Genomic DNA, 13,782 nt, shown 5'->3' with positions numbered 1-13,782 from the left:
AGGAGCAAGCCGGCCATTGCCGCCTTTGCCCCCGCGGCCGGCAGCACCAACGGATCATCTTCGGCCAGGGCAATCCCCAGGCCCGGCTCTTGCTGATCGGCCAAGCCCCCGGGCCGGAGGAAGAGGCCGCCGGCCTGCCTTTCCAGGGCCCGGCCGGAGAGCTGCTCGACCGCATGCTGGCGGCAATCAAACTCGATCGCGACCAGGTTTACCTGACCACCCTGGTCAAGTGCGCCCAACCCGACCGGCGGCCGCCGAACTCCGAGGAAATCCAGGCCTGTCTGCCTTTCCTGCTCCAGCAAATCGCGGCGCTCCAGCCGCGGCTGATCTGCACCCTGGGCCCACTCCCGGCCCAGGCCCTCCTGCGCAGCCGCCAGAACCTGCTCCAGTTGCGGGGCAGATTCCACCAATGGCAGGGCATCGACCTGATGCCGACCCTGGCCCCGGATTTTCTCCTGCTCCACCCGGAAATGAAAAAGGCCGCCTGGCAGGATCTGCAATTGATCCAAAAAAAGCTGGGACGCCGCTAAGCTTTGCCGCCAAATGGCCCGCCCCGGCGGTCCTGCCTCTCCGCCCCGGGCCGACCGACCAGCCTGCCCGGAACTGGCAACTTCGGTTGCCACCTGCCGCCCTGCCTATACGCCAAAATTCACCCCAGGCCGGCCCGCTCCCCGGGCAAAAGAAAACTCACCAAGCATCAAAGCACCGATTAAAGGTTATTTTATCCATTATTATTTTTTTATCCGCCCAGGTGGAACACATGTTGCTTGCGAGGATAGTCATCTGACCAATCCAGCAACGGCAATATCATAACTTCTTACCAAGGAGGACGCCCATGAACCTGCTCGTACCGCACGATGGCTCGCAAAACGCCGCCAAGGCCCTGGATCATGCCGTGGAATTAGCCGGCAAATATCCTGGAAGCAAGATCAACGTGGTGATCGTCGTCGCCGATCTCTGCCTGCTGTCCATCGGCAAGGACGAATGCGACGCCCTCACCGGCACCCTGCGTAAAGAAGCCGAGGGGATCAAAACGAAAATCAGCGACAAACTGGCGGCCCAGAACATTCCCGCTGAAGTCATGATCCAGTCTGGAACGGAGGCGGAAAGCATCCTGGCATCCGCCGATCAGGTCAACGCCGACTTCATCATCATCGGCGCCGCCGGCAAGCACGCCGGGGCCGGCTCGGGCGCGCTGGGCAGCGTGGCCAACAAGGTGGTGAACAACAGCAAACGCAGCGTGATCGTAATCAGGTAAGCAGCGACGTTTATCAGCGAAACTCTTCCGGGTCGATGCCGACCCGGCGCATGATTTTCTGCAGGGCGGCCCGGGTCAGTCCCGACTGGCGGGCCGCCCGGCTGACATTGCCCCCGGTGTCGGCCAGCAACCGAACCACGTACTCGCCGGTGAAAGTGTTGAGGATTTCCTCCTTGGCATCCTTATAACTCTTACCTTCCCCGCCGTTGCCGTTCAACCCGGACCCTTGCCGGCTCATCACCGCCGAACCCGAACCATCGGCAAAGCGAAAATCCTCCGGCACCACCATTGCCCCCCGGCTGAACATTACGGCCTGGCGCACCGCGTTCTGCAGCTGGCGAACGTTGCCCGGCCAGGCCCGGTTCACCAGCATTTCCAGGGTTGCGGGACTGAGGCGTTTTTCCGGCAGCTTCAGCTCGCAACAGGCCTTCTGGGCGAAATGCTCGGCCAGCAGAGGGATGTCCTCGGCAATTTCCCGCAGGGCGGGGGTGTGCAGAGTCACCACGTTGAGCCGATAGAAAAGATCCTCGCGGAAAGAGCGCTCGGCGATCTTGGCCTCCAGATCCTGGTTGGTAACGGCGATGACCCGGACATCAACGATGCTGGTGGTGGTGGCGCCCAAGGGACGAACTTCCTGCTCCTGCAGGACCCGGAGCAGCTTGGTCTGAACCGTCACCGGAATATCGGCGATTTCGTCCAGGCAGATGGTGCCGCCGTCTGCTTCGGCAAAAAGCCCCTTGCGGTCGCGATCGGCCCCGGTGAAAGCCCCGCGTTGATGCCCGAACAGTTCGCTTTCCAACAGGTTTTCCGGGATGGCCGGACAGTTTACCATCACCAGGGGCCGCTCCCGGCGCCCACTGAGTTCATGCACCGCCCGGGCCGCCAGCTCCTTGCCGGTGCCCGATTCACCCCGGATCAGCACGGTGTAGTCGGTATGGGCCACGGTTTGCAGTGATTCGTAAAAACGCTGCATCACCTCGCTGCGGCCGACAAATCCTCCCACTGATTCCCGGCCGCAAAATCGCCGCTTGAAATCAAGATTTTCCCGTACCAGGCGATTGCGCTCCAAGGCCTTGCCCACCACCCGGCGGAGGGTTTCCCGGTCAAAAGGCTTGGTGATGAAATCGTAAGCTCCCCGTTTGATGGCATCCACCGCGGTTTCGATGGTGGCGTGTCCGGTCATGATCAGCACCGTCAACTCATGATCCCGCTCCCGCAACCGACTCAACAGTTCGAGACCGTCCATTCCCGGCATCCTGATATCGACCAGAGCCAGGTCGATGGCCTCATGTTCGGAACGGGCCAGGGCCTCGTCGCCGCTGGTGGCTAACACTACCTTGATCCGGGGAAAAAGGCGCTGGAGGGTCCGGGCAACTCCCCGGGCCAGATCTTCCTGGTCATCAACAATAAGTATGCGCTCAACCATCCTTCACCGCCAACGGTTCCCTTGAGGTAATTGTCCAACTCAAATCGGCAAGCAACTATTCATCAGCATCCAATCTTGACAACCATACAAAAATCCGCCAAACGCGTTGGTCGGTAATGGTAAAACAACAAGCTATGAAGCGTGCCCCGTCGTCGTCGCGGTTTTTTGCGACGTCGACAATCTTGCGGCGATCAGGTCGTAACCGGGAGGATCACGGTGAAGCGGCTGCCTTGACCCGGCCGGCTATCCACCCGAATATCACCGTCATGCTCGCTGACAAAACCGTAGCTTAAGGACAGCCCCAATCCGGTACCCTTGCCTTGCTCCTTGGTGGAGAAAAACGGCTCGAAGATCTTATCGAGATGCTCGGCCGCGATACCCACCCCGTCATCGGCCACTAGGGTTTCCACCATTTCCTGTTCACGGTTGTAGCGGGTGGCTACCTTTATCCGGCGAGAACCATGCGCCGGGGCCGCATGCTGATCGGCGGTCTCGCAGGCCTGGATGGCATTGAGCAACAGATTCAGCAGCACCTGGCGCATTTTCTCCCGGTCGATATTGAGGCGGGGCAAATCCGGCTCCTGTTCAACCTCCAGGGCAATCCCCTTCTGCCGTATCTGATGGCTGACGGTGGCCACTACTTCATCGATTACTTCGGCCCAGACGGTCGGTTTTTTCTCGGCGGGCCGCCGCCGGGCGAATCCCAGCAAGCCGGCCACGATCCCCTGGCAAAAACGGACATTCTTGGCAATAACCTCGAGATCGGCCAGTTGGGCCGGCATGCCCTGCAAATCCTCGCGCAACAGATCGAGGTAGCAGATGATTGCGCCTAGAGGATTGTTGATTTCGTGGGCTACGCCACTGGCCAACTGACCGATGGCGGCCATCTTCTCGGCCTGCTGCATCCGGCGCTCGCTGACTTTCTGGCCGGTAACATCCTTGGCGTAGCCGACCACCCCCTCCCGCGCCCCGGACACCGGGAAAAAATAGACCGCGAAACTGGTGGCGCCCAAAGTGATTTCATCGGAATAGGACTCCCGCAACGGAATCGCCGCAATCCGGGCAAAGGCCGCGAACGGCTCAGGATAACGGCTCGCCAGGTCGTCAATTTCCAGGCCGAGCAACTCACTTTCGGGCAGGCCGTAACGCTCCCGCAGAGCGCGGTTGACCATCAACACCCGCCCTTGGCTGTCCATCAGCACCACCAGGTCGGTAATCCCGTCAAAAACCGTCTGCAGCAGTTCCTTGTCCTGGAGCAACCGAGCCATTTCTTTCAGGGCCCGGGTCCGGTTGGCCACTTTTTCCTCCAGGTTCTCGACATGATCGCGCAGATCTGCCTGGACTTCCTGGAGATGGCCGGCCATGATTTCGGCGGCGGTGTTGAGTTCGCCGATTTCATCCATGGTCCGGGTTCGCCCCAAAAGTTCCCGGCCCTTTTCGTCGCTGAGATTGCCCCAGAACAGGGCCAGCATGTCCCGCAGGTTGTTGACGATCAGCCGGTTGAAGAAGAAGGTGATGGCCACGTAGAGCAGGATCATCAAGAGAAAGGCGGTACCGAAGATGGTCACGGTCATTTCCCGGATCCGGGCCAGGCCGTGCTCCACCGGAATGGCGATGCTCACCACCCCCTCCACCGTGCCCGGACGACGGTGAAAACCACCCTCCCGGCCGTAGCGATCCACCAGGTAGGCCGGGGCGTCTTCCGGCTCGCCATGGCAGAGCATGCACTCTTCGGTGAACACCACCGGGCTGAAGCGCATGAAGTAGCGCCCTCCCTCAAGGGCCATGATGCCCCGCCAATCCTGCTCGTCGGGACTGGCCTGGAAATGTTCGATCATCCGCCGTTCGGTTTCGTCGGCCTCGAACAGGGGATTACGGGCGCCCAGGCTGACCCGCCGGTACTGAAATTCCGGCATGTCATCGCGGAAAAATTCCATCACCTGGCGGGAGACAAAGGAGGTGGACATGGCCTCGACAATGAACTCTTCCTGACCCACCACTTCCCGAATCCGCGGCCGCAGAATCTCCTGGACATACTTGCGGGCTGAGCTGACCGCCACCATCACCAGTTCGGTCTGGCGAAAGGACTCTCCTTCCAGCATCCTGAGCTCGTAGCGATAGACCAGCAGGGCGGCGAAAACACAGAAAACCAGCAGCAGTCCGGCCAGGGCCAATTGAAAGCGCCCCTGCAGCCCCGGCCGGCGCAAGCGCGGCCGGCGGGGGAGCCGTTTGCCGATCCCTGTTCCCGAACTGCTCTGGGGCCAAGACATTAGCCAACCTCGGTGGTTGAGTCCAATTGGAAGCACCACAGTAAAGCATGCTCTCGGTCAAGTGTCAACTCATGGAAGCACTGCCTCTGCAAAAATCCAAATAACGCTTCAGCAAAGTGACGGGGAACCGACTTAGTGAACTGCCAGCATTTGATCATCTATCTGACTTAACGTTTTTTTAACGAAATTCCCCGGATCTGAGGCCGGATTGGCACTGTCCTTGCTTTCCCTGCGGTCATTATGGAAGTGGTCGGGGGTTCATTGGGGCCCCACAATAATACCAAGACCCAGGAGGAGAACTTATGGCAGCTACGGAAAAAAGCGAGGTGGTTGTCGACCGCGGCAAATGGGAGTGGTCGGAACTATGGAAGAAGGAGGACTGGTGGGCGATCTGGCTGGGTTTCATCATTCTGATCGTCGGCCTGATCATCTTTTTACCGCGGCCGCCGGCCGACATGCATGAAAAACTGGCCAGGGCCGAAGCAACCATGAGCGCGGAAGAGGCCCGCGCGCCTTTCGATACCATCGAATGGCACCAGGCCAACGATACCAAGAGCGGCCTCCGGGCCCGTAATGAACCCCACGGCAAAACCCTGGAGAAGTGGACGCAAAAGCCTGGTCGGTGGAGCGCCAGCCCCCTCGACTCCCTTTACCGGAGCGAAGCCGCGGCGGCCGAAATTCGGGCCAAAGCCCAGCCCGCCTACGAGGCGGCCCAGGAAGTAACCAAGGCGGCCCTGGCAACGGCCCGGGAAGCCCAGGCGGCGGCCGAAGCAGCGGGGTTTGCCAACCGGGAACTCAACAGTCAGGCCAATGCCGCCATCCGCGAATGGCGCGGCGCCCGGGACAAAGAACGCAGCCTGCGCGGCCGGGCCAATACCCAGGCCGACAATAAGATTCCCTATCTGTTTGGGGCGATGATCCTGATCATGCTGTTTTTCGCCGCCGGCACCCGCTTCATGGGCATCAACACCGCCCAATTCATTAAGGGATTCTGGTTTGTTTTCCTCCTGGCGATCATTGCTTACATTATCGGCAACAACGCCACCATGCGGGAGTATGGCTTCGGGGCGTTGATCTGGGGCATCGTCCTCGGGCTGCTGATCAGCAATACCCTGGGGACACCCAATTTTGTCAAGTCCGCCATCCAGACCGAATACTTTATCAAAACCGGTCTGGTGCTGCTGGGAGCGGAAATCCTCTTCAGTAAAATGGTGGCCATCGGGTTGCCCGGGATCGTCACCGCCTGGCTCGTCACCCCCACCGTCCTGATTCTGACCTTTATCTTCGGCCAGAAGGTGCTGAAGATGGAGTCCAAAACCCTTAATATAACCGTTTCCGCCGATATGTCGGTCTGTGGGGTCTCGGCGGCCATCGCCACCGCCGCGGCCTGCCGGGCAACCAAGGAAGAGTTGACCATCGCCGTCGGGATGTCGATGCTTTTCACCGCGGTGATGATGATCGCCCTGCCCACCTTTATCGTCGCCATCGGCTTGAATCCGGTCTGGGGCGGCGCCTGGATCGGCGGCACCATTGACGCCACCGGCGCGGTGGTAGCGGCCGGCGCCTTCCTGGGTGAGGCCGGGATGTTCGTGGCGGCCACGGTCAAAATGATCCAGAATATCCTGATCGGCGTCATCGCCTTCGCGGTGGCGGTTTACTGGTGCGCCAGGGTGGACTGTGTCGCCGGCCAGCAGGTAAGCCCGATGGAGATCTGGTACCGCTTCCCCAAGTTCGTTCTGGGCTTCATCGCCGCCTCCTTTATCTTCTCGACCATGCTGGTGGGGATGGGCAGCGCCGGGGATGTCATGATCGACCAAGGCGTACTGCGCGGTTTCAGCCGGCCGCTGCGGGATTGGTTCTTCATCATGGCCTTTGTCAGCATCGGTCTGTCCGCTGATTTCCGGGCCCTGGCCCGCCACTTCACAGGCGGTAAGCCGGTTATTCTCTACGTCTGCGGTCAGTGCCTGAACCTGCTGCTGACCTTCCTGGTCGCCGGCTTGATGTTCATGGTGGTCTTCAGGAGCGTTACCGACAGCCTGTTGGCCGGCTAATCTTATAAAACCTCAGCCGTTCAGCGGGGCCGGTGGTTTTGGCCCCGCTGAACGGCCAACCGTTTCCGGCATGCCGATCCGGCGACCGGCCGCACCGGTAATTATAAAACTGCACCGGGGAAATCTAAGCCAATGATCAGTAAAGACGGAAACAGCCACAGCGGCCCAAGCAGTGAGCAAGCGGGAGGCAAAGCCCCCCGGCCCTCACCCGGGAAAGCCGGCGGCTGGTGCAAACTGATCCTGGCCCTCGGCCTGTTCTGGTTGCTGGCCCAGGTGGTCTTGCCCTGGGGACAAACCTTGCCCGCTCTCCAGCCGACCATGACGGCAATCCGCGACGCCGATGTCGACGTCACCACTTACTGGTACACCCAGTCGGAAAAAACCGCGGAAGCGGAGATTTATGTCCGCAACGCACAGCGTCGCTGAAGATCCCGGCCAGGTTCGCTCCAATCAGGAGAAAACCTCGCTCAGCTCTTCCTCCCGCAACTCCCTGGCCAGTTTGACCATCCGGTGGTGTACCGCTCTGGCCTCTTCCCCCGACTGAAAAGCTTCCAGGACCGCCACCCCCAATTGCTCTTCGGCGCGGCCACGCGCTTCCAGAAATTCACGATAACTTCTTTTCCCTTTATAAGCCCTGCGGACCAGGCCGGCATAATCGTCAGCCGCCCCCGCCAGCAAGCGCCGATAGTGAGCCATCAGCAGTTCAATCTCGGCGGCCTGGAGCTTGAAAACCTCCTCCACCTTGCGGGTCGGATTGGGATGCTTGCTCAGGAACTGCTTGCGGAAATCCGGCACGGCTTCGCCCTGCAACTCGGCCGCCGCCGCGTCCAGGGCAAAGTTCTTGCTATGCACCACGCCATCGCAAACCCTCTGCAAATCCGCTTTATAAAATTTTATCCGGCGAGCGTAATAGATAAAGAGCACGGGAACCAAGATCAGCCAGATCGATATTTTCGGCTTCTGCAGCACGCCTTTGGCCAGGCGCCGGGCGCAGTTGAATTCGTGCTCCCGGATGATGCGGCAATTTTCCACCAGGTTTGACGGCATGACAAAGACCTCCTTGGCAATTGTTGCGGGGTGAAAGCCTGACCAGCCGGTCGGGGTCCGGGGCCACGCCGGCGGCAGCAAACGTAAGCGGTCACGGGCACCACATCCTGCGGAACCCCGTGAACAGTTGCCAGCAAAAAACTTCTGCCGGTTTCAGCGAAAAATAAAACGGATTTCTTCCTCCCGCAGATCCTTGCTCAGCCTGGTCATCCGATCTTCCACCTCCTGCGCCGCCGGGCCGGGCTGAAAAGCCTGCAGGACCGCCAACCGCACCCGTTCTTCCACCTGTTCCAACTGCTCGAGAAAATCGCGATAGGAGGACTCGGTGCCATAGGCCTTGCGGACCATGACCCCATAGTCATCTGCCGATGTGGTCGTCAACAGCCGGCGAAAATGGTCGCGGAGCAAGGCGATTTCCGCCAGCTGCTGCCGCAGGACTTCCTCCACCGCCGGCCCGCCGTCGGGATGGCCCCGGAGAAAGCTGCTACGGTAGTCCGGGGTTTGCGCGGTACCCTGCAATTCATCCACCGTCTCCCCCAGGGCGAATTTCCGGGTATGCTGAACCCCGTCGCAGAATTGCTGCAATCCCGTCTTGTACTGGCGGATCCGTTGGGCGTAATGGACAAAAAGGATGGGCAGCAGAACCAACCAGACGGAAATTTTCGGTTTTTCGATCACCCCCTTGCCCAGCCGACGGGCAAAGCTGAATTCATATTCCTCGACAATCCGCAGGTTTTTGTGCAGCTCCTTGATATCCATGAATCCTCCTGATAATCCAGTGCCCGGGGCGGCTGATCAGGCCCGTTGCCGGTTGAGGCATCAGAGTTTTGTGCAAAACGAACCGCCACGATGGCAGCGCAGCGCGATGGCAATTGGGGCCCGGGCGCAGGGCCGCGAGGGCCGGCAAGCGGCGGATGGAATCAGCCGTGCGGGGCCATGAAGGACCTTGTATCGGCGACCAGGGACCGAGCTCACCGCAAAACCCGGCCCCATCCTGGTTACCACATGCAAAATACGCTCCAACATAATGGAGATAGCCGAAAAGAACCACTTCATCCTGGTTGCCGCTGGCCGGATGATCCCCACCCGGCACCCAGGGTCATTTCAGGTTGGCCCCGCCGCTCGCCGGTGATCGGCGATCAGCCGGCCGGGACGGCCGGGCCCCTTATGATGGCCGAATAATTCGCTTTCCCACCGGCAAAAACCAACTCCCTTTTCTGGTCAAAGTTGTTCCGGGGTAAAGGCCTGCACCTGATCGATCCGCTCGGCACCGAGCAGGATCATGGCCAGGCGATCGATGCCCAGGGCGATCCCGGCGGCCGGGGGCATCTCCGCCAGATCGGCCAGGAAGCGCCGGGGCAATGGCGGCGGCCGGCGGCCGGCGGCCCGGATCAACGCTCGATCCCCCTCGAAACGCCGGCGCTGCTCGGCGGGATCGGTCAATTCGGAAAAGCCGTTGGCCAGTTCGAGGCCCTTGACATAAAGCTCGAAACGCTCAGCCACCGCCGGATTGGTTGGACTGAGCCGGGCCAACGCCCCCAACGCGGCCGGGTAATCGCAGAGAAAGGTGGGACGGCCCTGCCCCAGGCGGGGCTCGATGCGCTCAACCAGCAACTGGTCAAAGAGATCGCGGCGCAAGGCCTCCTCGACCTCGATGCCGGCATAACGGCGAAAGGCCTCGGCCACCGTGAGCCGCTCCCAGGAAGGGGCCAGATGGTTCCCGGGACCGGCGAACAGCGCCGTCTCCGGCCGAGGCCGGGCCAATTCCCGCTCGGTCCCGGCGGTATCGGCCAGGGCGGCAGCCACCGCCGGCAGCAGCTCCTCGCATTCGCTCATGAGATCGCAGTAATCGGCCTCGGCCCGGTACCACTCCAACATGGTGAATTCCGGCAGATGACGGCTCCCGCGTTCTTCCCGGCGGAAGCATTTGCAGATCTGGTAGATTTTGGGAATCCCCCGGGCCAGCAGGCGTTTCATGCAAAGTTCCGGGGAGGTCTGCAGGAACCACTGCCCGGACCGCTGGGGCAGCAGATGGGGTTCGGGAGCCAGAGTGGGAAGGCGCAGGGGGGTCTCCACCTCAAGGTAGCCGCGCCGATCGAAAAAGCGGCGGACGGCCCGGATGATTACGGCCCGCCCCCACAGGTTGAACATGATGATCTTCCCTTCCGATTTTTCCTGCCGTGCCCGTTCAACAGGGGCACTAACCTACTGATTTAAAGGGCCGTAAAAGTTCAGCAGCGCCCCAGATTCGGGCAAGCAGCCAGGCGCCGCGGACCCCGTGAACGTAAGCTTGGCTGATCGCCCGAATCTGGGGTGCTGCTGAACGTTTACTTCCTGCCTGCAAGGCGCTTGGCCGCGAGCCGCGACTCTGGCAAAGCGGAGCCGGGGGCGACAGAGTCGTTGCTTTATTCCTGCCTGGTAGCCGCCGCCCGGCATTGGGCACGGTGGGGGCTGCCCTTACTCCTTGACCCGGGTCACGTACTGGCCGGTGCGGGTGTCGATCTGGAGGCGGTCGCCCTCGTTGATGAACGGGGGCACCTGCAGCACATAGCCGGTTTCCACCGTTACCGGCTTGGTGTCGCTGCCGCTGGTATCCCCCTTGGCCCACGGGTCGGCCTGGGTTACGGTCAGCACCACGAAGTTGGGCAGGGTAACCCCGATGGCCCGTTCGTGGTAAAGCAGGACGCTGACTTCCATGTTGTCGATCAGGAAGTTGACGTCGTCCCCCAGCAGTTCCTTGCGGATCACGATCTGTTCATAGCTCTTGGTGTCCATGAAGTTGTACTCGTCGGCCTGGGCGTAAAGGAACTGCATGGTCCGTTCTTCCAGGGGGGCCGGCTCGAACTTGTCGTTGGAGCGGAAGGTGCGGTCGAAAGCGTTGCCGGTGATCATGTTGCGCAGCCGGCAGCGATAGAGAGCCTGGCCCTTGCCGGGCTTGGAAAACTCGAAATCGGTGACGATATAGGGGTCGCCCTCGAATTTGATCTTAAGACCCTTGCGCAGATCGGAAGCGGTGTACATTTTCTTGCTATCTCCTTGAAGTTGCCGAATGGGCGGCGCGGAATTTTGGCTGGACTTTGCAGCCTGGTCGAGCAGCGGAGAGCACGGCCGGACCGCTCCTCGAAAAACAGTGTTTACTAACCGGAAAGCCGCTCTTTTGCAAGCAAAAAGCCGTGCCCCGCGGGGTTGCGGCCATTAAGCCGGAAATTGGCCTGATTCAAGCGGCAACGGAACGAGCCCCTGGCAACCGCCGCCTGGCAGGCTTCACTTACCGGAGCTTACAAGCTCTTGCTCGCCACCTCGTAGACATCGCGAGAAAGACCGGGGGCGGCCAGAATTCTTGCCAATTCTCTCCGCATCAATTCCTGCCGCTCCTGGTCGTAGCGGCGCCAGCGGCTGAGGCGGGCGGCCAGGCGGGCGGCAATCTGGGGATTGCGGGGATCAAGGGCCAGAACCTGCTCGGCCAGAAAGCGGTAGCCGGCCCCGCCGGCCTGGTGAAAGGCGACCGGATTGGCCCCGGCAAAGGCCCCGATCAGGGCCCGGACCCGGTTGGGATTTTCCAGCCGGAAAGCGGGGTGTTTCATCAGTTCCCGCACTACGGCCAGGGTAGCCGGCCGGGGCGCGGTGGCCTGGACGCTGAACCATTTGTCCATGACCAGGGCGTCAGCGCCCCAGCGGGCGGCAAATTCGGCCAGGGCGGCGGGGGCGGCCGGGGCGGCGGCATGAACCAGGGCCTTGAGGGCGGCCAGGGAGTCGGTCATGTTGTCCGCGGCGGCGAACTGGCGCCGGGCCAGGGCAAAGACCTCATTGTCGGCCAGGGCCAGCAGAAAGGCCAGGGCCAGGTTTTGCAGCCGGCGGCAACCGGCCCGGCCGGAATCATATTGCTCGGCCTGTCCCGCTGAACCGGGCCGGCCGGCGGCGGCCCGGTTTTCCTCATACAGGGCCAGCCATTGGGGCCGCAGGGCGGCGGCCAACTGCCGCCGGAACGACTCCCTGGCGGCATGGATGGCCTCGACATCGATCACCGTCATCTGTTCCGCCAGGTAATCCTCGGCGGGCAGGGCCAGCAGCAGGGCGGCAAAAGATTTGTCCTCCTGGCTGGCCGCGTCCGCCAGCAATTGCCGGTAAAGTTCAATGAAGTCAGGGGACAGCCGAATTTCCTCCCCTTGCCGCCAGCGGCCGGCCAAATCCAGCAGCAGTTTGCCGCTCAAACGCTGGCCGGCTTCCCAGCGGCAGAAGGGGTCTGAATCATGGGTCAGCAACAGCCGCAGCTGCTCATCGTCATAATCGTATGCCAGCCGCACCGGGGCGGAAAAGCCTCGCAGGAGGGAGGGCACCGGGCGGACCGGCAGCTCTTCGAAAACAAAAGTTGTTTGGGGCTCGGTCAGCTCCAGCAGGTGGGCGCTGATTTCACGCCCGTCCGGCGCCAGCAGGCCCAAAACCAGGGGGATATGCAACGGCGGCGGGCTGGGAGCCGCCGGTGCCGGCGGCGCTGACCCAGGCAGCGGCGGCAGGCTTTGCTCCACCGCCAGGGTGTAGCGCCCCCCGGCGGCCTGGTAATCATCGCGAACCCGCAGCAAGGGGGTGCCGGCCTGCTCGTACCAGCGGGCAAAGCAGCCCAGATCGCGCTGGCCGGCCGCGGCCATGGCGGCGAGGAAGTCTTCGATGGTGGCCGCCCCCCCATCGTGGCGCTCGAGATAGTGGCACAAGCCCCGGCGGAAGGCGGCCGGCCCGAGCAGAGTATGGAGCATCCGCACCAGTTCGGCCCCTTTCTCGTAAACGGTCAGGGTATAAAAATTGTTGATCTCCAGGTAGGATTGCGGGCGGACCGGATGGGCCAGGGGGCCGGCATCCTCGGCGAACTGGTTTTCCCGCAGGAGCCGGACATCTTGGATCCGCTTAACGCCCGGGGAATGAAAAGCCTGGCAGAAAAGCTGTTCGCGGAAAACGGTCAGCCCCTCCTTGAGGCTCAACTGGAACCAGTCCCGGCAGGTAACCCGGTTGCCGGTCCAGTTATGGAAATATTCGTGGGCAATCACCGCTTCAATCTGTTCGAAGTCGTCATCGGTGGCGCTCTCGGGCCGGGCCAGGACGTAACGGGCGTTGAAGATGTTGAGGCCCTTGTTTTCCATGGCCCCCATGTTGAAGTCGTCCGCCGCCACGATCAGATAATGGTCGAGGTCGTATTCCAGGCCGAAAGTTTCCTCGTCCCAACGCATGGCCTTCTGCAGGGCCGCCATGGCGTGGGCGCACTTGTCCCGGTTATGGGCCTCGACGTAAATCGCCAGGCCGATTTCCCGGCCCGCGGCGGTGATGAAGCGGTCATGGATCCCGACCAGGTCCCCCGCCACCAGGGCGAAGAGGTAGGCCGGCTTGGGAAAGGGGTCCCGGAAACTGGCCCAGTGGCGGCCGCCGGGGAATTCTCCCCGGTCCAAGGGATTGCCGCCGGCCAGCAGCACCGGACAACTCTCGCGGTCGGCGCTGATGGTTACCGTGAAGGGGGCCGAGACGTCGGGCCGGTCGGGATACCAGGTGATCCGGCGAAAGCCTTCCGGCTCGCACTGGGTGCAGAACATCGCCCCGGAACGATAGAGCCCTTCCAGGGCGGTGTTGGCGGCGGGGAAAATCCGGCTGACCGTCTCCAGGGTGAACTCGGGGGGCGGGTCCGCCAGCAGCAGCCGGCAGGGCTGCTTGACCCGGCCACCAGAAAGCTGGTCGACGAAAAAATGG

General features: G+C 61.8%; 11 protein-coding genes. 4 read left to right on the top strand and 7 right to left on the bottom strand.

Annotation, left to right across the window (positions count from 1 at the left end):
• Both ACHHTY_RS10735 and ACHHTY_RS10730 read left to right on the top strand, forming a co-directional pair.
• A partial coding sequence (locus ACHHTY_RS10735; protein WP_395494138.1) for a uracil-DNA glycosylase occupies positions 1–530 on the top strand: 530 nt, incomplete at its 5' end.
• A 305-nt stretch (positions 531–835) separates the two neighbouring features.
• Positions 836–1,258 carry a universal stress protein gene (locus ACHHTY_RS10730; protein WP_395494136.1) on the top strand — a complete coding sequence of 141 codons (423 nt, stop codon included), beginning with the start codon at positions 836–838 and terminating at the stop codon, positions 1,256–1,258.
• A gap of 13 nt (positions 1,259–1,271) precedes the next feature.
• On the opposite strand, the gene ACHHTY_RS10725 is transcribed toward ACHHTY_RS10730, so the two are convergent.
• Both ACHHTY_RS10725 and ACHHTY_RS10720 read right to left on the bottom strand, forming a co-directional pair.
• On the bottom strand, positions 1,272–2,684 hold the full coding sequence (locus ACHHTY_RS10725; RefSeq protein ID WP_395494135.1) for a sigma-54-dependent transcriptional regulator: 1,413 nt from the start codon (positions 2,682–2,684) through the stop codon (positions 1,272–1,274).
• A 191-nt stretch (positions 2,685–2,875) separates the two neighbouring features.
• Positions 2,876–4,954, bottom strand: coding sequence for a c-type heme family protein (locus tag ACHHTY_RS10720; protein ID WP_395494134.1), 2,079 nt, complete (start codon positions 4,952–4,954; stop codon positions 2,876–2,878).
• A 302-nt stretch (positions 4,955–5,256) separates the two neighbouring features.
• Between ACHHTY_RS10720 and ACHHTY_RS10715 the strand changes: the two genes are divergently transcribed.
• Both ACHHTY_RS10715 and ACHHTY_RS10710 read left to right on the top strand, forming a co-directional pair.
• Positions 5,257–7,005, top strand: a complete 1,749-nt coding sequence (locus tag ACHHTY_RS10715) for a YeiH family protein (protein ID WP_395494133.1) — start codon at positions 5,257–5,259, stop codon at positions 7,003–7,005.
• A 132-nt stretch (positions 7,006–7,137) separates the two neighbouring features.
• Complete coding sequence (locus tag ACHHTY_RS10710) at positions 7,138–7,431, top strand: hypothetical protein (protein WP_395494132.1); 294 nt, start codon at positions 7,138–7,140, stop codon at positions 7,429–7,431.
• A 24-nt stretch (positions 7,432–7,455) separates the two neighbouring features.
• Here the strand turns inward: ACHHTY_RS10710 and ACHHTY_RS10705 are convergent, their stop codons facing one another.
• From ACHHTY_RS10705 to pepN, 5 genes are all read right to left on the bottom strand, one after another.
• Positions 7,456–8,052: an NF038143 family protein gene (locus ACHHTY_RS10705; protein WP_395494131.1), complete on the bottom strand. Its 597-nt coding sequence runs from the start codon at positions 8,050–8,052 to the stop codon at positions 7,456–7,458.
• A 153-nt stretch (positions 8,053–8,205) separates the two neighbouring features.
• Complete coding sequence (locus ACHHTY_RS10700; RefSeq protein ID WP_395494129.1) at positions 8,206–8,811, bottom strand: NF038143 family protein; 606 nt, start codon at positions 8,809–8,811, stop codon at positions 8,206–8,208.
• Positions 8,812–9,273: 462 nt separating this feature from the next.
• Entirely contained in the window at positions 9,274–10,203 is a 930-nt protein-coding gene (epmA, locus tag ACHHTY_RS10695) for an EF-P lysine aminoacylase EpmA (protein WP_395494128.1), read from the bottom strand.
• Between the two features lie 306 nt (positions 10,204–10,509).
• Positions 10,510–11,073: an elongation factor P gene (efp, locus tag ACHHTY_RS10690; RefSeq protein WP_395494127.1), complete on the bottom strand. Its 564-nt coding sequence runs from the start codon at positions 11,071–11,073 to the stop codon at positions 10,510–10,512.
• 257 nt (positions 11,074–11,330) lie between these two features.
• Positions 11,331–13,782: aminopeptidase N (gene pepN / locus ACHHTY_RS10685; RefSeq protein ID WP_395494126.1), on the bottom strand; the 2,452-nt coding region annotated here is incomplete at its 5' end.

The organism is Desulfurivibrio nitratireducens (assembly GCF_044068515.1).
Classification (GTDB): domain Bacteria; phylum Desulfobacterota; class Desulfobulbia; order Desulfobulbales; family Desulfurivibrionaceae; genus Desulfurivibrio.
This window is presented reverse-complemented; position numbering and strand designations above follow the sequence as displayed.